Genomic DNA, 21,347 nt, shown 5'->3' with positions numbered 1-21,347 from the left:
AAACGATCTTGGATCGAGCGCCCCGATCTTGGGGGGCGCCCGGTTAGGCTTCACTTGTCAGTTAACTCGCGAAGGGCATAATTGGGATGACGCAAATAGCATGATGAGCATGCAAAAAATGAATGACATTTTAACTTCTCTGGATGTTAGGACTCTACGGTTCCTACAGCTCCTGCTTCGCACAAGCAGCGTGACACGCACGGCAATACATCTGGGGATCAGCCAGCCCGCCGCCAGTCGAATACTCGCCCGGGTACGCGACCTTATTGGAGATCCGGTGCTGATCCGAACGCAGTCCGGATACCAATTAACGGATCATGCTCTGGGCTTGAATGAACCGGTCGATGCTGCCCTGTCAGCGATAGCTGACGTCTTCCAGCCTTCCGCCTTTGATCCAGCACAGTCCAACTATTGCTACCGCATCGCTTCGACAGATTACGGCGTTGCGGCTGTCCTGGGACCCATGATGGAGGTCTTTGCCGTTACCGCACCAGCAATAAGGTTCGATGTCTCGCCACTGGTGCCGCGAAGCTTTACCGATTTGGAAAAAGGAGCAATTGATCTGCTGCTATACGCGGATTTGGATGCCAGGAACGATTTACTTGTTCAGAAGCTATTTGATGAAACCTACGAAATCCTGTTCCGACAAGGCCATCCGCTTGAAGAACATGCGTCATCAAAACGGGCACTTACTCCGCAAGACGTTTCAGCTTACCGGTTAATCGAGTTCAGTTTTCCGGGCACTTCGGGTCTGAAACCCGATACGATCATGAGAGAAAAGGGAGATGGTTCGAATGCTGTGTTCCAGCAGCCTTACTTCACCACATTACCTTTTTTGGTAGGACAGACGGATGCAGTTGCAGCTGTCCCCAAGCGGCTGGCAAAGCAAGTCCAGAAATTGACCTCTCTTTGTTCAGCTCCGTTTCGGCCGAGTTGTGGCTTCCCTTATTTTCTTGTCCGCCACGAGCGCAGCCGCTTCAATCCAGCGATCAATTGGCTAAGGGAACAAGCATTGGAGATCGCCAAGTCCGACTGATCAGATGTTCGAGCTGGGATGATAGTTTGCACGTGAGATCTTCGAAGTACACAAAGGCCATCCAAATCAGCACCCGCCCTTGGGTCCTGACGAAACCACAATCCATAGATGGCAGGTCTGTTGGGTTAAGCTGCAACATCGTCCGTTAAAGTTACATCTCCGCTCAGAGCCGTTCCCCAGACCATCGTCTACTTTCCAGCTTCGCGATTGCAGCGAACGACAGCTTTGACGGTCCGCACCGCGAGAAGGTGACCAGGGTCAAACGGCAGCAATGGGCCCACCTTGCCTCGCCAAGCACCCCGGATCATGCGGATGTTACTCTGCTTCGGAGATTGACCTTTAGGCGCTAGACCTAGCACTCTTTGTCATTGTCGATCAAGAACTCGACGCAGACGCTTTTGATGCGGATCTTGCGTACATCGGAGTCGGGCAAGCCGATGCAATCCAGCAGTTTCTCGGCCTTGTCGAAGCAATCCTTGTCTTCATTGTCGTCGCAAGGCACCGCACCTGCGGGCGGCTGATAGACGCCAGGGGCCCGGTCGGGTTGCTGCACCACGATGCCGGGGCGATCGATGTCTGCGTCCCAAGAGATGTCGACACCATAGCTGCCGTTGCCCCTGTCCTTGACGCGCCCGTCGATCGAGACACCCGGAATGGGGTGAACCTCGAAACTGCCCGGACGTCCGGGTCCGAGGGGATTGCCGTATTTGTCACGCGGCGTCAGGACCAGCGTGCCTTTGCCATCGGAACCTTCAATCACTACATCGGTCTTCTCGGGGTCGATGCCTATCTCGACATGGACCGACCACATGACCTCGCGGGTGGACTGGCAATCGTCGCCATAGCGGGCCGTCGCGCGGAAATCATAGGTGCCTTCGACAACCGAAAAGTCCTTCAGCGGCAAGTTGAAGACGCCGTCCGGGGCCATGGCACCATCGTCATGTGCCCCATCGTCGTGGAGTGCGAATGTCATGCTGTCGGCAACAACCGGCAGTGCGCCTTCCTCGCGTTCGATGGTTTGCAACGTTGCGCGGAATCCACCGAGCGCGTCACCGGTGATGACCGGTTTGGAGATGCCGCGCTCTTGGACCAAGGCCCCAAGCGAGCGGGTGGGAGAGGTCGCCGTCACGTGCACAGTTGTCCCGTGGGGCACGGTTCCGTTCGGGTAGTGCAAACCGACCAGCGGATCGATCCGGTCGCCGGTATAAATGCGCTGCTGGTTTCCAAGGTAGCGCATCTTTGGCCCACCTTCGCACACGACCAGCGAGAAATACTGGACGTCGGTTGGTGGCGGCGGGAATTCGCCCCCGGTTGGCACCCGGTCTACGGTGAAGCTCCAGGTACCGTCGCGTTCGCCACGGAACGGCAGCGGAATGCGGATGAATGCCCAGGTGCGACCTCGCACTTCGGTGAAGCCTTTGCCACCGACGGACTTGCCTTTTGGTGTTTTCACGTGCAGCCGCAGCGGCGTCGAAACCTCGTCCCAGCCGATGGCCACGGTGATTTCCTCTTCGCCGCAGACTTTGAAAGTGTGCGGCGTGGAAACGGTCTGACTGGCACGCAACACGTGTTCGGGGTCGTTCAGAGCACCGCTCTGGAAGATGTCGCCGAAGCAGACGCCGAAGAATTTGCGTAGCGCCAGACCGTCGACAGCCCGGGTGAATTGTCCGCCATGTTCGGCGGCCAAACGACCCAGAAGCGAGCCGTCAATCTGTGCATCGGAGCCGAACCCGATGATGCACAGGCGGGTGTCTCCCAAACTGCCCTCAACCGCCTCGACCATTGGATCGGTGTTCTGCAAACCGTCGGACAGCAGCAGGATCGTCCTATCGTTGCTGGTGCCGGACATCGCCGACAGCGCTTCGCTGAGGCCACCACCGATCGAGGTGTTGCCGCCTGCGGCGATGTCTCCGACCAGCCCCTCGTCAAACGGTGGAGTGTTGCCGACGAGTGTGTTCTTGGCAGCGGCCGTCGCTGTGGGGCCGAGTTCCAGGTTAGGGCTATGGTTAAAAGTCACCAGTCCAAGCCGGTTACCACCGCCGTTTTGCACCAATTGCACAAAGAGGCTGGCCGCATCCTGTGCCTCTTCCAGTTTCGAGCGGCCTGCTGGCGGCGCGTTGCTGTTCATGCTGCCGGATTTGTCGAAGACCAGCATGACATCGAGCGGGTTCGGAGGCGGCGACGGGTTCTCGAGTGTATTGATAATGCCCGCGACCGGTGTAAACCTCACATTGCACGGACCCGGTATAGGCCCCTGGCTGAGCGGCCCGCCGACAAGTTGCCCGGCGGCGTCGAACAGACCCGAGCCCGAACTGCCGCCGGCGAAATCGAACCCGTTGATGGTCGAGGTGTCGCCATCATAGACAACCGACTGTGTTTTCTTCACCGAGCCGCCTGGGTGGTGCATCGACAACAGCGTTTCGCCGGCCATCAGGTTGCTGGTCCTGATGGGGATTGGCGCGGGTAAGCTGCCGGGTGCAGCGTCGAGCCGTACGACGACCCAATCGGAGTTGACCGTCGAAGGGCCCGGTGCGGTGCCGGACGCCACCTCTTCGATAACCTTGAAGAAACGCGGAGCATGGCCGCCTGGACGCGAGCCGTCGCAATTGGGCGCATAATCGAAAGTCACCGATGCGCTACGAACGTCCTCGCCGCTGGCGTCGGTCAGGCAATGGCGCGAGGTCAGAAAAAGATCGCCGACGATCAACGTGCCCGAGCAACTGCTGACATGCCCAGCGTGCACCAAGAAAATGATGCCGCTGGCGTTCTCGACCTGCGCTTTGATGGCTGGGGAAATGCCCGCAGGCGGTGCGCAGTCGGCATTCTGCCAGGCGAACCCGGGCGTGCACATCAGCCGCGTCTCATAGATCGGTTCATCGTAGGGATTTGTGTGTAGAAACGGATCGGGGTTCGACAGGCTGCCGGTGAAGGTTCCCGGCGGATTGGCTGTTTGGGTCGGTTCGCCGCTGCCGTATTCCAACAGGCGCGCCGAACCGCTGCCACCGACGATCCTGATTTCGATCGGAGCCGTCGCCGCATCGGCAGGGCGTGTCCAGAAATCGCTGGGCGCGCCGGACGAGAATACATCCGTCGTATAGCCAAGGTTCACCTCGAGCCGGGCGCCGCCAGAGAGCGAGACATTGTCGAAATGCAGCATTGCAAACCGCGGACTGCCGATCGGGCTTGGATCAAGCACAAGATTGAGGGGGGATGCATCCGTTACGATCTGGGATACAGGCACAACGCGGCCAAGGTCATGAGTCATATTGTCCTCCGTCAGCTTTCGCCGCCGCGGCAGGACTGAAGAAGTCTCTGATACTCAAAATCCACAGATGGCCCGGTGCATTTGAAATGACATACACCTTCGAAAATCAGCTTCACTTCACCCGCGCAGCTGCGGTCAAAAAAAATAAAACAATGGGGCATAGTACCAGATGATACTTATTCGCTCAACGGAGGCAGCAGCACAATCATTTACTATTATGCTTTTCAGGCCTTTTTCGAGGCGGCTTACCGCCTAATCCGATCTCGCCTCGCTACAGGTGAGCAGAATTCAAACCAAGTCCTAACTGTCGCTGTCAAACTACCCAACTGCTCAATGAGCTTTTCCATTGACGATTCAATCAAACGTTTGACCTATGTCAGCTTTATGAAATTCCGCACTGTAACGAGAGTGCTGCGTTCAATGGCAGGTTTGGGCCGTCTGTAAAGGCGACCCAGAGGCGTCAGATTTCAATTGCCTCCACTACGGCTAAGGCTTCCTCGAGCTCAACTCCAAGAAACCGAAAGGTGTTATCCACCTTTGTATGACTGAGCAAGAGCTGAGCTACGCGCAGGTTGACGATTAAGTCTATTTGATCAAGCGCGACTACCAGCACGATCACAGTACAGTGACCAGGAAGATTTGCCGCATCCCGCTGTCGGAATTAACTTCGGCCCCGCTGGACGGTCCCCTGCCCGTTGTCAGCAAGCAAGAGATCCTCGACATGCTGCCCGACTTGGCCTCGACGAGAGGTAGTTCTGAACAAGATCGAAGGTCTGGCCATCCTGCCTTTAAGCGAGGCGTTTGTGATGACTGACAATGACGGCGTCGACGATGCCGCACCCGGCGTTTGGAGGTGCCTTTTTCTTCTGCAATCTTAGAAAACGTTAGCCATCGACGATCATCACCAGCCACTGACGCACTTTGATGACACTGTGAACAGGTATTTGATCAATCTGGGGCGGCTCATCGCCAAGATGCAGTTTCATTTCCACGCCTTTCCGGTGCATCCGGTATAGCGCTGCTATGGTTGGTTCAGCGTTGGGTTCCACCCAATTTGCATTGGAACAGCAAGCGCTAAGCTCACTTCAGAATTGGGTGTTTCGCGATGCTTTCAGCACCTACGGACACCATTTGTTTGAACGTATCTTCTACTTCCAACACGCCGCAATCAGGGATTATTATTATTTATCAGATACTTAAATTTGATAACTCTTATTACTAAAATTTTAGTTTGACAGCAGCGCCGAATATAACCGATGCTGTTTGCCATCCGGTCTGCACCGGATCACATAATCTTTGGGAGGAGACAGATGCGGAGACATCTACTTTCCGCCGTGGCGGCAGCGGCCGTCATTGCGGGGCATGGTCCTGCTTGGGCCGACGAAGCCGCAGCACAACGTTGGATCGACGACGAATTCCAGCCATCGACCTTGTCGAAGGGCGAACAGTTGTCCGAAATGAAGTGGTTCATCGATGCTGCACAACCGTACTCGGGAATGGAAATCAATGTCCTGTCCGAGGGTATCCCGACGCATTCCTATGAATCCGAAGTTCTGACCAAGGCGTTCGAGGAAATAACCGGGATCAAGGTCAATCACCAGATTCTCGGCGAAGGTGAAGTGGTTCAGGCTGTTCAGACTCAGCTGCAAACCGGACGGAACCTGTATGATGGCTATGTCAACGACAGCGACCTGATCGGGACACATTCGCGCCTGCAGTTGGCCTATCCGCTGACCGATATGATGGAAGGTGATTGGGCGGCGACAACCTCGCCAACGCTGGATCTGGATGACTTCATGGGCATTCAGTTCACCACCGGCCCTGATGGCAAGCTGTATCAATTGCCTGACCAGCAGTTTGCGAACCTATATTGGTTCCGCAAGGACTGGTTCGATGACGAAGCCAACAAGGCCGCGTTCAAAGAGAAATACGGCTATGATCTAGGCGTTCCGGTCAACTGGTCGGCCTACGAAGACATCGCCGAGTTTTTCACCAATGACGTAAAAGAAGTCGATGGCACCACGATCTATGGCCACATGGATTATGGTAAGCGCGCGCCTGACCTCGGCTGGCGCATGACTGACGCCTGGCTGTCGATGGCCGGCGCCGGTGACGTGGGTGAACCGAACGGCGTTCCCGTCGACGAATGGGGCATCCGCATGGAAGCGGGCACTTGTAACCCTGTTGGCGCATCCGTTTCGCGTGGTGGTGCTGCGAACGGCCCGGCTGCGGTCTATGCGATCCGCAAGTGGGATGAATGGCTGCGGGCTTATGCGCCTCCGGGTGCGGCGTCTTATGACTTCTACCAGTCGTTGCCAGCGCTTAGCCAAGGCAACGTGGCTCAGCAGATCTTCTGGTACACCGCCTTCACCGCAGACATGGTGAAGCCGAAATCCGAAGGCAACAACACCGTGGATGACGAAGGCACGCCGCTGTGGCGGATGGCGCCCAGCCCGCACGGCCCCTATTGGGAAGAAGGCCAGAAGGTTGGTTATCAGGACGTGGGGTCGTGGACCTTCCTGAAGTCGACGCCTGCGGATCGTGCTCAGGCGGCTTGGCTCTATGCCCAATTCGTGACGTCCAAGACTGTCGACGTGAAGAAATCCCATGTGGGCCTAACCTTCATCCGCGACAGCTCGGTCAACCACGAGTCGTTCACCGAGCGCGCACCCAAGCTGGGTGGTCTGGTCGAGTTCTACCGCTCACCCGACCGTGTGGCATGGTCACCGACCGGCATCAACGTGCCGGACTATCCGAAGCTGGCCCAGATCTGGTGGCAGCAGATCGGTGACGTGAACTCGGGCGCCTTCACCCCGCAAGAGGCGATGGACCGTCTGGCAGAAGAGATGGACATCACTATGGCCCGGATGCAGGCCGCTGACGAAAGCGCCGGTGTCTACGGTGGCTGTGGCCCGCGTCTGAACGAGCCGCAGGATGCCGCCTTCTGGTTGGAAAAGCCGGGCTCGCCCAAGGCCAAGCTTGAGAACGAAAAGCCGCAGGGCCAGACCGTCAACTATGACGAACTGGTTCAGCGCTGGCAGTCTCAGTAAGCAAACGAAACCGGGGGTGCCGTGTGCGGCATCCCCACCCCAAGGCCAGTGCGACGCACTGAAGGACCGGAACCCACGGACATGATCGAACTTAAAGACGCCACCAAACGGGTTGGCAATGTCATCCATATCAAGCCTACGAACCTGACGCTCAAGACTGGCCATTTCAATGTGCTGTTGGGCGCCACGGGGTCGGGCAAAACCTCGCTGATCAAGATGATGGCAGGGCTGGACCCGATCGCCTCGGGCAAAGTTCTGATGGACGGGCAGGACGTCACCAAGCTGAACACGCAAAAGCGGCAGATCAGTTTGGTACACCAGTTCTTCGTGAACTACCCGCATATGACCGTTTTCGACAACATCGCCTCGCCCTTACGCGTGGCAGAGATGGCAAAATCCGAAATCGAAGGCCGCGTCGAAGAGGCCGCCGACTTGCTGCAGTTGCGCCCAATGCTACAGCGCCGTCCGCATGAGTTGTCAGGTGGCCAGCAGCAGCGTACCGCGCTGGCCCGCGCGATTGCAAAGGAAAGCCGCGCAGTGTTTCTTGACGAACCACTGGCCAACCTCGATTACAAGCTGCGTGAAGAACTGCGTGAACAACTGCCCGACCTGTTCGCCGGGCGCGGGGCCGTGGTCGTCTATGCCACCTCGGAACCGGAAGAGGCGTTGATGCTCGGCGGCAACACCGCCTTGATGGAGGACGGGCGCGTCACCCAATTTGGCCCCACCTCAGATATCTATCGCAACCCCGAGAACATCTCTGCAGCTCGTGTGTTCTCTGACCCGCCCATCAATGTGGCGCGCATCACCGTGTCTGATGCGCAGGCGCAATTGGTCGGCGGTGGTGGCTGGAAAGTCACCGATATAGCCGATGGTGACTACTTGGTCGCCGTGCGTCCGCACCGGGTGACCCCGTTCCGCTCTTCCGACGCCGACGTGGAGCTGACCGGGCGTGTCATCGTGACCGAGCTTTCGGGCTCGGATTCCAGCGCGCACTTCCAGCATGGGGATGAGGCGTGGGTGTCCCTGGCCTCGGGTGTCCATCCCTATCAGGTGGGCGAAGACCACAGCTTCTACATGAACCCGGCCCATTGCCGGTATTTCGGCCAAGACGGCAAAAGGATAGCCTGACATGGCACAAATCAAGCTTGCAAACCTGCGACACAGCTATTTCCCCAATCCCAAGGGGCCACAGGATTACGCCCTGAAGGAAATCGACGTCACCTGGCGCGATGGCGGCGCCTATGCGCTGCTGGGGCCATCAGGATGCGGCAAGTCAACGCTGCTGAACATCATCTCGGGGTTGCTGACGCCTTCCGAGGGACAAATTCTGTTCGATGGTCAGAACGTTACTGCCTTGCCCCCAGATCAACGCAACATTGCGCAGGTGTTCCAGTTCCCGGTGATCTACGACACGATGACTGTGGGCGAAAATCTGGCCTTCCCGTTGAAGAACCGGGGGGTTGACCCGGCAACGATCGAACGTCGCGTAGATGAGATTGCAGAAATGCTGGACGTTACGGATATGTTGAATACCCGGGCCTCAGGTCTGAGCCCGGACAACAAACAGAAAATCTCGATGGGTCGTGGGTTGGTGCGCGACGACGTGAACGCGGTGATGTTCGATGAGCCGTTGACTGTTATCGACCCACATCTGAAATGGAAACTGCGGTCCAAGCTGAAAGAGCTGCACCAGCGCGTCAAAGCCACGATGATCTACGTCACGCACGACCAGACCGAGGCGCTGACCTTCGCGGACGAAGTAGTCGTGATGCAGGAAGGCGAAGTCGTGCAGATCGGCACCCCTGTGGAACTGTTCGAACGCCCACAGCACACATTTGTCGGCCATTTCATCGGCTCTCCCGGCATGAATGTGCTGCCGTGCGAAGCAAAGGGCGATCGGGCCCTGTTCGAAGGCCATGAAGTGATGCTGGAAGGCCAGACCCACGGTGACGGAGGCCGCACCGATCTGGGTATCCGGCCTGAATATATAAGCTTTGGCGAAACCGGCATCCCTGCCCATGTCACCAAGGTCGCAGATATCGGGCGACACTATGTGGTCAGTGCCATGGTCGGTGATACGCCGGTGAAAGCTGTAGCAGAACACAATGCGCCCAACCCTGGCTCACATGTGTACCTGCAATTCAAACCCGAACAATCTCGCGTCTACCGCGACGGCTGGATCGCAACCGAGGAGCGGACGCAATGAGAACGGAAAACCAAAAAGCATGGTTCTTTGTCCTGCCGGTGCTGGCGCTGGTCGCGTTTAATGCGCTGGTGCCGATGATGACGGTGGTCAACTATTCGGTGCAGGAGACCTTCGGTAACAATCAGTTCTTCTGGGAAGGACTGGGCTGGTTCGAACAGATCCTGCGTTCCGACCGGTTTCAGGCGGCCCTCGGTCGGCAGTTTCTCTTTACCTTCCTGATCCTGCTGATCGAGGTGCCCTTGGGCATCATCGTCGCCCTGTCGATGCCACGCAAAGGGTTCTGGGTGCCGGTCTGTCTGGTCCTGATGGCCCTGCCGATGCTGATCCCGTGGAATGTGGTCGGCTCGATGTGGAATATCTTCACTCTGCCCAAGATCGGCCTGCTGGGCTACTTCCTGAATGACGTCCTGGGCATCAACTATGACATGACGCAGCAACCTTTGTCGGCCTGGATCACGGTCATCGTGATGGATGTCTGGCACTGGACCTCATTGGTTGTGCTGCTGTGTTATGCGGGCCTCGTGTCGATCCCGGATGCCTATTATCAGGCCGCTAAGATAGACGGTGCCAGCCCCTGGTCAGTGTTTCGCTATATCCAGCTGCCCAAGATGAAGACTGTACTAACCATCGCCGTTCTGCTGCGCTTTATGGACAGTTTCAACATCTATACCGAGCCTTTCGTTCTGACCGGCGGCGGTCCCGGCAACTCAACCACCTTACTGTCGATCGACCTTGTGAAGATCGCGCTGGGACAGTTCGACCTTGGCCCTGCGGCCGCGATGAGCCTGATCTACTTCGCCATCACGCTGCTGGTCAGCTGGGTCTTCTACACTCTGATGACAAAGGATGACGCGCAATGAAGAAGCGGTCCCTTATCCCGATCCTCTATATAGCGTTCCTGATGCTGCCGATCTATTGGCTGGTGGCGATGTCCTTCAAGACCACGAACGAGATCCTGTCGGGCTTTTCCCTGTTCCCCCAGACCTTCACGCTGGAGAACTACATTACCATCTTCACCGATCCGACGTGGTATTGGGGCTATATCAACTCGATAATCTACGTGACGATCAACACGGTGCTGTCGGTCTGTGTAGCGCTGCCAGCGGCCTATGCGTTCTCGCGCTATCGGTTTCTGGGCGACAAGCAGTTATTCTTCTGGCTGCTGACCAACCGGATGGCGCCAGCGGCAGTGTTCGCGCTGCCCTTCTTCCAGCTCTATTCGTCAATCCACCTGTTCGACACCTATCTGGCCGTGGCGCTGGCACACACGCTGTTCAATGTGCCTCTGGCGGTGTGGATTTTGGAAGGCTTCATGCGCGGCATTCCCAAGGAACTGGATGAAACTGCCTATGTTGATGGCTATTCCTTTCCGCGCTTCTTCGTGACGATCTTCCTGCCCAACATCAAAGCGGGTGTCGGCGTCGCGGCCTTCTTCTGCTTCATGTTTTCATGGGTCGAGATGTTGCTGGCCAAGACTCTCACCGCGGTCGAGGCCAAGCCCATCGCCGCCGTGATGACCCGCACCGCCTCCAGCGCGGGGTATGAGTTGGGTCTGCTGGCAGCAGCCGGAACACTGACCATTATCCCTGGTGCCATTGTCATCTGGTTTGTCCGCAACTACATCGCGCGCGGTTTCGCGATGGGCCGTGTGTGAGGTTCGATATGCGTAGACTTCTTCTCACCCTCCCCTTCCTGCCTTCGATGGCATTCGCCCAGCAAGCCGGATGGGGCAATGTTGGCCAGCAAGAGGAAAAGGGATTCTCGTGGACCGCCCCTCTTTGGCCTGATTTCTGGATGGCCTGGACCCCGGCGACGTTGGCGGTATTCGTGGGTATCTTTGCGGCCATCGCATTAATTGGACTATTGGAAGGGTTCAAGTTCCGCGACGGCCTTGAACGTCGCGGTGTACTTGGTCTGACAACCACGTTGGGCGATCGGTTGTTCATAACACTGCTCGGCTCGACCTATATCTTCCTTGCCTGGCTTGGGCTGGTAGGCCAACCTGTATGGACGCCTCTTTACCTGTCCATCGGTTGGGGCGTCTTCGTCTTCTGGAAAGTTTAAGCTTTGAGAAACAGCGAAAGGATGCTTGTCTGTCAGGCATACTAAATAATGGCGACACCGAGATCGATGCGAAAGAAAAAGACAACAAATCTTCTGACCGACGTGGAACTTGAGTTCATGAACGAACTCTGGGCGCTTGGTCAGGGCTCGGTCCGTGAAGTCCTTGATCGCCTGCCACCTGATCGCAATCTGGCCTACACTTCCGGAGCCACAATTTTGCGTATTCTTGATGAAAAGGGCTTTGTCGAAAGCGAGAAGAACGGCAAGTCGCTGATCTACAGACCCCTTCTGGAGAAGGACAGGTATCAGTCGCGGTCGTTGCAGAATTTGTCCCGGACCCTGTTTGACGACACGCCCGCAACTCTGGTGGCAAGGCTGGTCGATGATGAGGGGCTGACAGAAGATGATCTAGAGGAGATTCGAGCACTGGTAGAGAGGAGACTGCAAAATGACAGCGGTTAAACCGGTTCTCGATGCGTTTCTCGAGTTCAACATAGTGCTTGGATTGTCGGCGCTGATCTGGCTGGCCGTGCGCGGAGGCCTTGCGCTGACGCCCATGCGGTACGGCTTTGTTGCTCAGCTTCGTTCGCTCAAGATACTCTGCATCGGCGTTATGCTCAGCCCGGTTCTGGCGATGGGTGTTTCGGGTTTTGTTGCTCAGGTATGGCCCGGACGGGTTGTTGCGCTGGGGGATATCGCAGTGGCAGCCTATTTGCGCGGCGAAATCGCAATGCCGGCTGCGCAGTTCGAAACCCTTCTGAACACGCGCGAACGCTGGGTTGATCATGTCATGTCAGGCGGCTCTGTTTTTGTGACTTGTGCGTTGATTACACTGGTTTTGGTGGCGGCTGTTCTGGCAATTCGGGTTGCCCTCAACGCGCTTGCAATTCGCAACGCTGTAAGCTCCAGCTTTCTATGGCGACAATCGGCCAAAGTGGACATTCGTCTTTCGGATCGCGTGACCGTACCCTTTGCAGTACGCGGCCTTCGTCGCCGCCACGTTGTTTTGCCCAGCCATTTACTGAACTCGCCACGCGATCTGCGCTTTGCTCTGGCGCACGAGTTTCAGCACATCCGCGCATTGGACGTGGAATGGGAACTGGGTTTCGAGCTTTTGCGCCCGTTGCTGTTTTGGAACCCGGCCTATCTGGCTATCAAGCATCAGTTTGACCGGCTTCGCGAATTGGCCTGCGATCAGTCTGTCGTCTCGCGTAAAGGGATTGACGCGACCGACTATACCGCCTGTTTACTGGAATACTGCACACGATCGGTTAAGCTAAAAAGCCCTCGCATTCTTCATGTGGCCTTGGTTAACGGGCCGAAAGCAAAGCGCGTTCTGCGACAGCGTGTGATCGCCCTGACCGATGCACCAGTGACGACGACCCAGTTGTCGGCCATTTTCCTTGGGTCGACGCTTTCCCTTGTTGTTGTGCTTGCAATTGGTTCGGCCTCGGTTCGTCAAACTCAGGATTGGAGCCATGATCGTCTTATGCTTTCGACGGTTGTAAACCTTGAACGGCTGGAAGCTCGTAATCAGGGGAATTAACTGGCGGTAGTTTATGTCCAATGCGGGCTGGGGGGTTACACTTGCGGTTACTGCTAGCAAGTTAGTCGCAGATTCTGCGCTAAAGTGCTGCTGATTTTCAATAAGTCTGGTTTTAAGGTATCGCTGTCAGCGGCTTTAGCGCTGGCGTCCGCGTTGCTCGATTTTGATCGACCGAGAACGATTCGATAGCAATTTATGCCATTCCAACCTGCTACAACACAGCATCGCCATTTCTAAATGAAGGTCTGGTTATACTTCGGTGCTGTGAACGTTCCAAGTTTGGCAGAGAGCCCTTACCACGCCTTCTTATCCGCTATGTGAGCCATTGAAACGCCCCGAAGACGATCTGCCAGCGTACTTTGTCATTCAGCATAGTGAGTGTGTTGTAAACCTTCGTTGTCCCAATTGATCGTGGACAACCGCGCCCGCAGTTGCGCCGGAAACATTCGATGATTTGATTTGCCTGTCGGGGCTGAACCCTTGGGATGCGAAGCAGCTTCTACTCAGAAACCCGCGAACTTCTCAGCGCTGTTCCAATAAAGTTCGCCTTCTATCAGCCCTGACTGCACAAATCACGGATGGAATGCCATCATCAGAAGTGCCTTTCTGCCTCTTTTTCATCCATCTTTAGCAGCGATCTTCCATCTGCGAGGTATCCGCAGGCTGCATCTCAACCCATCCACAACTCATTGCGTTTGGAAGCAGCAATCTTGTCTCGAATGCGCTCTGCGGTCACCTCTCGTACAAACTGCGCAAAGCGAGCAAGACGCTCAGCGTCAATCGTCCCATGCTGGTTGCTTTATTGAATCTTCAAGAACTTCTGGATCGAACTTACTTTAACACGCAGGTTCTCGGGGCTTCCGCACGTAATCTCAGCAAACTACCCGTGATCAATTCTGCGATTTCTAACGCCTCAGCTGGCTTGAGATCACGCTGCAATGGCAAATTAATCATGGTTCCTGGCCATTCTGCAGCATGACGTGGGCCGATGCAGCGCCTTGCATTAAATGCTTGGTGATCAGGGCAATGATATTCGATGAGATGCCCCAATTGGACACCATTCTTACGCAAGTCCTCAATGAGGACGGGTGCGAATTTGGTCCGAACGGCAAAATGCGAGTAACTGGCGCCAGCAAGGTTGGGTGGCAGGATAAAATCCTCTGCTTCAGTCGCAGACAATGCGTCAAAATATATCTTCGCGACCGCACGCCGATGCGCGACAATGTCTTTGTACTTGCCGCATTGCAGTTGCCCGACCCGCGCTTCTATAGCTGTCATCCCGTCGAGATAGTCTGAAGGCATCATAACGGTTTCTTCAGAATAGTAGGTTGTGAACTTACTTAAGGCGCCAATACGCTCAAGCCAGTTTACTGCACCATATACCGGACGGGTGAATGCGGTCCAAGCCGCCAGCACATAAGCTCTGCGTGCAAGGTTTTTCTTTACTCCCGGGGCGCGTATCTGCTCGCCACAAAGCACTCGCAGGCGTTCGGCAAGCGCCACGTCGTTTGTTGTAACCATGCCACCAAAGATCGAGGACATCGTCTTGGATATGTTGAGTCCGAAGAAGGCCGCATCACCCATTGCTACCACCGATTCCCCGTCCCACTCGGCTGCAAAGCTGTGGGCGCAGTCCTGGATTACTTTGATCTGCGGATGACGCGCACGAAATGACGCTAGTTTCTTAGCATTTATGGGATGTCCAAAAATCGAGGTTGCGACAAAGGCGCTTGTACGTGGGCCGACTGCTTCTTCCAGCAGATCAAAATCCACGTTGTAGTCAGCAGCCGAGCAATCGACGAATACAGTTTGGTTGCCACTTTTTTCGATCGCTTCGGGAACGACAAGGCAGGTGTAAGATGGGCACAGCACTTCGTCTCCTTCAAAACCAAACGCTTTCAGCAGCATGATCAGGCCAGTGCGCCCATAAGGCATTGCAATGGCATACCGCTGGTCAAAGAGCCCAGCAAAATCTAATTCGAACTTTGCGATTTCCTTTTCACGCCCAAGTAATGGGCTGAATGCAGCACGAAGCTCCGCGGCACCAAAATCCGCCTTGAAACGCGGTATCATCGGGTATCGTCCGATCTTTGCCAATATCCTTGGCTGGCCATGTGTATCGCCCTGAATTTAGAGGCTTTGGTTTGCTTGTAACCGGCAGGTGCTTGAACCGTATCTTGCAGGTTCAGATCGTGACCAAGGGTTATCAACCGTGTAACTCTACCCTTCGCCTTAGGCACTTTGGTGACAAGGAAGGCAGCGAGCGCTTTTTTGATCGTATTTCCCAATGCGACAGTGCGGAAAAAGGTAAGTGACAGTATTCGAAGAATGATAAAGCGGAAAGGAGTTGGTAACTGTGCACGTGCTGGCCGCAGATCTGATGAAATCTGCACCGTAGTATCCAGAACTTGAAGTTCGGAATTCTGATCCAGGAATTGCGAAGTCAAAGGCGCAGACCCACGTTTGGTACAAACTGTGCCCTCGTCTTCGCGGACAGCTATGCCGTTTTGGAAATGAAGCAAGGCGCCACCTTTCTTTGTGGCGATGACGGTGTAGTGTGTCTCCCCTACGTCGATCAACAATCCAGCATCTTCAAAATGAACCCGAAGGCCGGCTTGCGTGGCGGGAAGGCCCAAGGGGGTTGGGCGGCAGCTGTTGGCGCGCCGCTCAACAGCTGCCCAGACGTAATCATTGAATAGCGGAACCAAATTATGGGCATCCATAGTATCCAGCGTAACCAGTGCATGACGAGAGATCGAGTTGCGAACAAAAATCGCCATGCTGTGTGCTGACGGCATTTCGTGGGCAAGCGCCTCAAATCCGGCAGGAAAGCAGAACCGGGTCATACGACTGCCATAAACTCCGCCGTATGACCCGTCGGGATGTGCAAAATGCATCAAAAAAGTACATCCTTGTTCCAACGCATCACCAAGTGCCCAATCAGGGCGCCGCTTATGCACCTCGGCAAGCGCACTCATAAGCCAACTTTGATAGCCCGGATCAGCCCCATTATACTCACGGAACCAGCCTTCGGTCGAACGATGCTGCAGAATTCGGTTCATAAACTCCTTCGCACGTACGCTTTGGTCTTCGCCTGTGCGGTCTTCCCACATTACCAGCGCAAGGACCGCAACGGCGAGATGGTTTGATATGATCCCGTGAAACTCGTCTTGGCGATGCAGAAATGCAATCCACGGCGCCACGACGGCCTCGACCGCTTGCTGCTCTTGTGCCGTCAGTCGGTCGCCGAGCAGATCCAGCGCAGTCAGGACGTCCGCAGCAACAAGAGCGGTGACGCAAAATGACCCTTCATTTGGAAGCGCTTCAGATAGTGATCCGTTACGATCGGTAGCTTCATTCGCTCCGTGGATGATCTGTATGATCCGTTCGATCACCGATCTCGCGCTAATCCCATCCGGCAGGAGATCCGCGCAGACAAGCCGCGCGAGCCCGTTAACCGCACCTTGTTGTGTGGCATTGGGAAAGTCCTTGAGTTTCCACGCCCAATAAGTTCGATCACCCATACCAAGCGTTGGCGAAAGCGAGTCTGTGTCAAAGAGTGCCAGAAGTCGTGGCAATGCCCTGTGCACCTGTTGAAGATATGGGCAATGGACCTTGTCTATCATTAAAGATCTTCCTTGGAGCCAGGCAGGCGAGACAGGAGATAGGTGTAGTCGTCCCCCCAGCCGTAGTCCTTAGGGTGAAACACTCTCTGATGCCAGACCACCGTGGCGATCCCGTGCACGGCTTTCACCTCGTCCAACCACCGATCGATTGTGGCACGTCGCGTTTGCTCGTCTGAAACATGATAATCGAACAAATGTGAATCCATAAGGATCATGGGTATACTACGCAAGTGATCTGAGGCGCGCTTTTCTGGTGCTATCCACGCCGGTATGCACATTGCTGCACCATTGCGAAATCCTGGGCGATCATTGAAACCTAATGTGGTATCACGCAATAGCCCCGCCTTTTCTTGCGCCCGCCAGGTGTCTGCCCAACTGAAGCGCAGCCAATGCTGGCGGATTTCTACGACCGACAAACCTGTTGCTGAGCGTATGCGATCCATTTCGGCGCGCAATTGTCCTGCATCGGCAAACACGTCGAAGGATGGATGGACTCCGATCGTAAAGCCGTTCGCGGCCAATTTGCGCAACTCATGTGCAATTGACGGAGATGTCACATCATAGCCGGGATCCATCAGATAGCGTTTTGGCCCGCGTATCCGTCGCGATTTTCCACCGTGGAAGTTGAATGTGCTGACCTGTCCGAAACTTTGCTCAAGGGCAGCAATATGCGCCAAGTAATTATAATCGGCCGGACGCAAGAAAAAACCAGTCCCTTTGACCAATCGCTTTACAGCGTCACGAAGCGCACCTTGCCGTGCAAGTTTGAGGGCGTTGAACCCGTCAAAGGCCAGCGCTTTGATCCTTATTGGCAAGGTTTTTTGTAATGCATCAACATCATGCGTGAGCAAAATTTCCGCCCCACGTAACGCACCAAACATATCAGCTTCGTTTCGCCCTGCCTTCCGGGCAGCCCAGCGCCGCAGAAAAAGTAGAATACGGTTTACCCAAGCATGGTCCCAGAGTGATGTAAGTGTCTTAGGTAGCCGATAGGCATAGGAATGACAGGGGCCCATTCTCTGTTCGTAATGGCGTTCAGCTTCGCAAGTCAGAAATGAAAAACAAGCGCGCCACCAATCGCAGCACTCCCAGTCCGCACCTTCACCTGTTACACAAAAGGCTGGCACCATCAGGTGCGAGGGCTGGCCGACACCAATATCCGCGGCCCAGTCCGGCAGGCAAATGCGGACAAGCGGCCAATCGAATGGCTTTGAAGTAGTCGGTATTGGAAGGTCAATCAGGGCATCCTTCGTCGCCTCGGCACAATAGCGCTCAGCACTTTGCAAGACGAACTGGACAACCACATTATTAGACATGAGGGGTCTCACAAAAAGGACTAGAACAGCACCCAGTTAGCAGATATAGAACGGAAGCACACCCTTGCTGATCGCAGTTCCGACACCGTGAAAGACCTCCATGAAAAAACCTGCGCTGGCAACCCTTTGCGGGTCTCTATGAAATTTGGCACATCCTAATGCAACGTCATGAGTTCGCGGTTATATGGCTGTGTATGACCGCTCTGGCGGTATTCGCTTACCTTGGGCACACCTATTTCCTTGAACTAGACCTCGTTGTAGCTTGGGGTGGGTTCTCGGCCGTGGATTTCGCGAATTCGGTACTTTACCCTGAGAACTTCCCTAAGGACTACCCTGGTGGTGCCGCCTTTATCGGCAATTCACTGCTTGTTTGGATTTATCCCTTTGTCGCTAGCTATCTAGGCATTCAGCCTATCGTCGCTATGTACATGATGATCGCTTGCGAAGTCGTGGTATTGATCGCTGGCGCTGTTTTGATCCTGAGAACACTTTTACCGCAAACGCTTCCGTACAGTTTTGTTCTGCTTGCCATCCTTTTTTTAGCAAGTAGCGCCCGCCAGATTGATCTTGCAAGATTTGGCACACCATTCTTGGTCGGACAATTCTACGTTTTTGCCGACATGCTGCGACTAGCGGCGCTTTGCGCGCTTTTGACCCATAGATATGTGTTGATGGCGGTCCTTCTGATGGCCGGCTTTACCATCCATCCGTCCATGACAGCGCTGACCCTTCCGGTTCTGTTTTTTGCTTTCCTGATTGACAAGTCCGAGTTGAAACGGCCGACACCGTGGATCGCGGCTGTTGTATCCGTCACATTTTCTGCGATCTGGTTTTTTGAATTCGTCGCGTCACAATCACTGACGGGGCCAGAAATACCTAAAATTGAGTATATCGAGTTTAGTCGCCTCTTCAACTTTCATTGGTATCTGTCCGATTTAGGCATGATTCTACCAAACCCGGACAGGGTGCTTCTGCCCTTCATGGGGCTTGTTTTGGTGGGTGTCGAGGCATTGAGGCGCACGCCCGAACTGGGTGATCTGCGCCGCAAGCAGATCCTGGTGATGATTTCCGTAATTTGTATCGTTAGTTTGTTTGGCTTGCTGGCAGCCGAACATAAGTGGAGTGTAACACTACTAAAGATATCACCTCAGCGACTAAGTGCATTTGGTGCGCTGCTTTTACTACCGATCATAGTTCATCGTCTGTTTCGCGATTTGCTGGGCGGCAATTATGGGTTTGTTTTGATTGGCATTGCTTTTCTCGCGACAGCGCTGTTTCAGAAATATCCATATTCAATCGTGCTTGCGCTTCTCTATGCCAGTCCGGTCATCGGTGCCATTGTGCACCGACCTAAGTTGTGGTCCTACGAAACGGCGGTTGTCCTGTTTGCCTTACCCCCAGCCTTACTGCTGGCCCTTCACTTTCATGCTGGATATCAATTGTCGTTTGCTAGATATTTCGGTACGCCATGGCTCTTTGCTTTATCCTTAGTTGGGGTTGCATTAATCCTCATTCAATCAGCTACCTCAATTAAGCTGTGGCATTTACCGAATTGGCTGGCGCGGCTGACCGCGCTCAGCATTCTGCTAATCAGCATGATTCTGTCTTTTCTATGGATCACTGAACGCTACACACTAACAGAAAATCGTCGCACCACGGCATCGGAATACAAAGAAGTACAACTATGGGCGCAGAGCAACTCTGACCCAACCGATCTATTCATGACCGATCCCTGTATTTCATATGGTTGGCGTGATTTCTCGCAGCGCAGCTCTTGGGGTAGCATTCAAGAATTCCTCAAGAATGGATGGCTCTACTCAGGGAATTTGAACAATTTCGACGAAGGGTTGGCGCGTGCTAAAAGGATCGGTATCGATAGTCGCAAAATGTTGCAGGAGGATCCATCAAGTATCCGACGGAACTTTCGAAATGTCTGTAGTATTGCACGCAGGATATACTACGCGCAGGACCTAGACTGGATGACCAACATGGTCCGTGACTATGAAATCGATTATTTTGTATACCTAAAAGAACACGCCGTGGATGGTCCGCGCTATACACCAGTATTCGAGAATGATACCTTTTTCGTTCTCGACGTGGCCAGCCTAAATGCATCCTAATTCCGACTTGCTGAAAGACCCCATATGACATACGCAGATATGCCGCAGGACTTTGCTACTCCTGAGTTGTCACTTCTTGTCCCCGCATTTAACGAGAGCGAGATCATCCTTCGAAATCTAACAGAACTTCGGGACTGGCTTAAGAAGAATATGCCAGATCTCGACTACGAGATTCTGGTCGTCGACGACGGGTCAACTGATGGCATGGGTGATCTTGTTGATAGCTATGCACAAGAGCACGCTCGAGTTCGGGTCACACATCACAAACGCAACATGGGGCGCGGAAAAGCTATTCGGACCGGTTTTGATGAATCTTTAGGGAAGGTTGTGATCTGTCTTGATGCCGACCTTTCTTACGCCCCGTCACACATTCCTGCATTACTTGAGCCATTGCAGAATGGCACTGCAGATATCTCTTTGGCCTCGGCGTATGCGCCCGGTGGTGGTGTCGAGAATGTGCCAACTTCGCGCGCATTGATGTCAAAATGGGGAAACAAAATTCTGTCGGCCAGCCTCAATGGGCAATTTGCAACCGTGACCTGCGTCGTACGCGGCTATACGCGCGAGGCCATCAATGCTATGGAGTTAATTAATGATGGCAAAGACTTACACCTAGAGATCCTACAAAAAGCGCGATTAGGCAACCTGAAGATTGTCGAGGTTCCCGCCTTGCTGAAATGGCGCGATCGGGATCGTGGAAAAGCCGCTAAAAAAGGCTTTATTGCATCGTTACCTTTTGTTTCGATGTCCAGCACGATGGCGTCACACTTGGTCTATAACTGGCTGCTGCGACCGGGACTGATTTTGCTTGTACCCACGGTGCTCCTTTCAAGCGTCATCTTTGTTGGCTTGGTGATCCTTCTCAAAAACTTTCTAACTATCTACATCTGGGGCGGAATGGGAGTTGAGGCATTTTCCTTCTACGAATCGCTCCGCGAAACGTTGATCAACGGGTACCTTACCTTGTTCTTAGTATTCATTTCATCGGTGATACTTTTTATCTTCATGGTGTTTTATTTCATTTCTCAACAAAATCGGAAGAATTTTGAAGAGAACTATGTCCTGCTATCCCGGATCAGCGCTCGTCTCAAAGACCTGGAAGATAAGTAACAGGA

Annotated in this window: 15 protein-coding genes and 1 pseudogene; 11 read left to right on the top strand and 5 right to left on the bottom strand. The window is 54.5% G+C overall.

Annotation, left to right across the window (positions count from 1 at the left end; all coding sequences use genetic code 11):
• Positions 1 to 100: 100 nt before the first annotated feature.
• A complete protein-coding gene (locus ACR0KC_RS12255; protein ID WP_480771911.1) occupies positions 101 to 1,036 on the top strand; it encodes a LysR family transcriptional regulator in 936 nt (311 codons plus the stop codon).
• Positions 1,037 to 1,388: 352 nt separating this feature from the next.
• Here ACR0KC_RS12255 and ACR0KC_RS12250 read toward each other — a convergent pair whose 3' ends face one another.
• Positions 1,389 to 4,301, bottom strand: coding sequence for a VWA domain-containing protein (locus ACR0KC_RS12250; protein ID WP_480706914.1), 2,913 nt, complete (start codon positions 4,299 to 4,301; stop codon positions 1,389 to 1,391).
• Between the two features lie 1,310 nt (positions 4,302 to 5,611).
• Between ACR0KC_RS12250 and ACR0KC_RS12245 the strand changes: the two genes are divergently transcribed.
• The 8 genes from ACR0KC_RS12245 to ACR0KC_RS12210 all read left to right on the top strand — a co-directional run bounded on the left by ACR0KC_RS12245 (position 5,612) and on the right by ACR0KC_RS12210 (position 13,170).
• Positions 5,612 to 7,351 (top strand): ABC transporter substrate-binding protein, encoded by a 1,740-nt coding sequence (locus ACR0KC_RS12245; RefSeq protein ID WP_480706915.1) that lies wholly within the window; start codon positions 5,612 to 5,614, stop codon positions 7,349 to 7,351.
• Positions 7,352 to 7,432: 81 nt separating this feature from the next.
• Entirely contained in the window at positions 7,433 to 8,482 is a 1,050-nt protein-coding gene (locus tag ACR0KC_RS12240; protein ID WP_480771910.1) for an ABC transporter ATP-binding protein, read from the top strand.
• A gap of 1 nt (position 8,483) precedes the next feature.
• Positions 8,484 to 9,560, top strand: a complete 1,077-nt coding sequence (locus tag ACR0KC_RS12235) for an ABC transporter ATP-binding protein (protein ID WP_480771909.1) — start codon at positions 8,484 to 8,486, stop codon at positions 9,558 to 9,560.
• A complete protein-coding gene (locus ACR0KC_RS12230; RefSeq protein WP_170392846.1) occupies positions 9,557 to 10,420 on the top strand; it encodes a carbohydrate ABC transporter permease in 864 nt (287 codons plus the stop codon). The genes ACR0KC_RS12235 and ACR0KC_RS12230 overlap by 4 nt, the downstream gene beginning before the upstream one ends.
• A complete protein-coding gene (locus tag ACR0KC_RS12225) occupies positions 10,417 to 11,214 on the top strand; it encodes a carbohydrate ABC transporter permease (RefSeq protein WP_058280831.1) in 798 nt (265 codons plus the stop codon). The genes ACR0KC_RS12230 and ACR0KC_RS12225 overlap by 4 nt, the downstream gene beginning before the upstream one ends.
• Positions 11,215 to 11,222: 8 nt before the next feature.
• On the top strand, positions 11,223 to 11,624 hold the full coding sequence (locus tag ACR0KC_RS12220) for a DUF2160 domain-containing protein (RefSeq protein ID WP_480771908.1): 402 nt from the start codon (positions 11,223 to 11,225) through the stop codon (positions 11,622 to 11,624).
• A 66-nt stretch (positions 11,625 to 11,690) separates the two neighbouring features.
• Positions 11,691 to 12,086, top strand: coding sequence for a BlaI/MecI/CopY family transcriptional regulator (locus ACR0KC_RS12215; RefSeq protein ID WP_008759241.1), 396 nt, complete (start codon positions 11,691 to 11,693; stop codon positions 12,084 to 12,086).
• Positions 12,073 to 13,170 carry a M56 family metallopeptidase gene (locus ACR0KC_RS12210; protein WP_480706917.1) on the top strand — a complete coding sequence of 366 codons (1,098 nt, stop codon included), beginning with the start codon at positions 12,073 to 12,075 and terminating at the stop codon, positions 13,168 to 13,170. The genes ACR0KC_RS12215 and ACR0KC_RS12210 overlap by 14 nt, the downstream gene beginning before the upstream one ends.
• Positions 13,171 to 13,843: 673 nt before the next feature.
• On the opposite strand, the pseudogene ACR0KC_RS12205 reads toward ACR0KC_RS12210, so the two are convergent.
• The 4 genes and pseudogenes from ACR0KC_RS12205 to ACR0KC_RS12190 all read right to left on the bottom strand — a co-directional run.
• Positions 13,844 to 13,977 (bottom strand): annotated as a pseudogene (locus ACR0KC_RS12205) (recombinase family protein); the annotation flags it as partial.
• 24 nt (positions 13,978 to 14,001) lie between these two features.
• On the bottom strand, positions 14,002 to 15,243 hold the full coding sequence (locus tag ACR0KC_RS12200) for a DegT/DnrJ/EryC1/StrS family aminotransferase (protein WP_480706918.1): 1,242 nt from the start codon (positions 15,241 to 15,243) through the stop codon (positions 14,002 to 14,004).
• The gene (locus ACR0KC_RS12195; RefSeq protein ID WP_480771907.1) at positions 15,240 to 16,796 is read right to left on the bottom strand and encodes a hypothetical protein; all 1,557 of its coding nucleotides are present in this window, start codon (positions 16,794 to 16,796) and stop codon (positions 15,240 to 15,242) included. The genes ACR0KC_RS12200 and ACR0KC_RS12195 overlap by 4 nt, the downstream gene beginning before the upstream one ends.
• The gene (locus tag ACR0KC_RS12190) at positions 16,796 to 18,112 is read right to left on the bottom strand and encodes a polysaccharide deacetylase family protein (RefSeq protein WP_480706919.1); all 1,317 of its coding nucleotides are present in this window, start codon (positions 18,110 to 18,112) and stop codon (positions 16,796 to 16,798) included. Before ACR0KC_RS12190 ends, ACR0KC_RS12195 begins: the two co-directional genes overlap by 1 nt.
• A gap of 194 nt (positions 18,113 to 18,306) precedes the next feature.
• Here ACR0KC_RS12190 and ACR0KC_RS12185 point away from each other — a divergent pair, with 194 nt between their 5' ends.
• Both ACR0KC_RS12185 and ACR0KC_RS12180 read left to right on the top strand, forming a co-directional pair.
• The gene (locus ACR0KC_RS12185; RefSeq protein WP_480706920.1) at positions 18,307 to 20,232 is read left to right on the top strand and encodes a hypothetical protein; all 1,926 of its coding nucleotides are present in this window, start codon (positions 18,307 to 18,309) and stop codon (positions 20,230 to 20,232) included.
• A 24-nt stretch (positions 20,233 to 20,256) separates the two neighbouring features.
• On the top strand, positions 20,257 to 21,342 hold the full coding sequence (locus ACR0KC_RS12180; RefSeq protein WP_480706921.1) for a glycosyltransferase: 1,086 nt from the start codon (positions 20,257 to 20,259) through the stop codon (positions 21,340 to 21,342).
• Positions 21,343 to 21,347: the final 5 nt, after the last annotated feature.

It is taken from the genome of Ruegeria sp. CF3 (assembly GCF_056537365.1).
The sequence above is the reverse complement of the archived record's forward strand: the minus strand, read 5'-3'. Positions and strand labels throughout refer to the sequence as shown.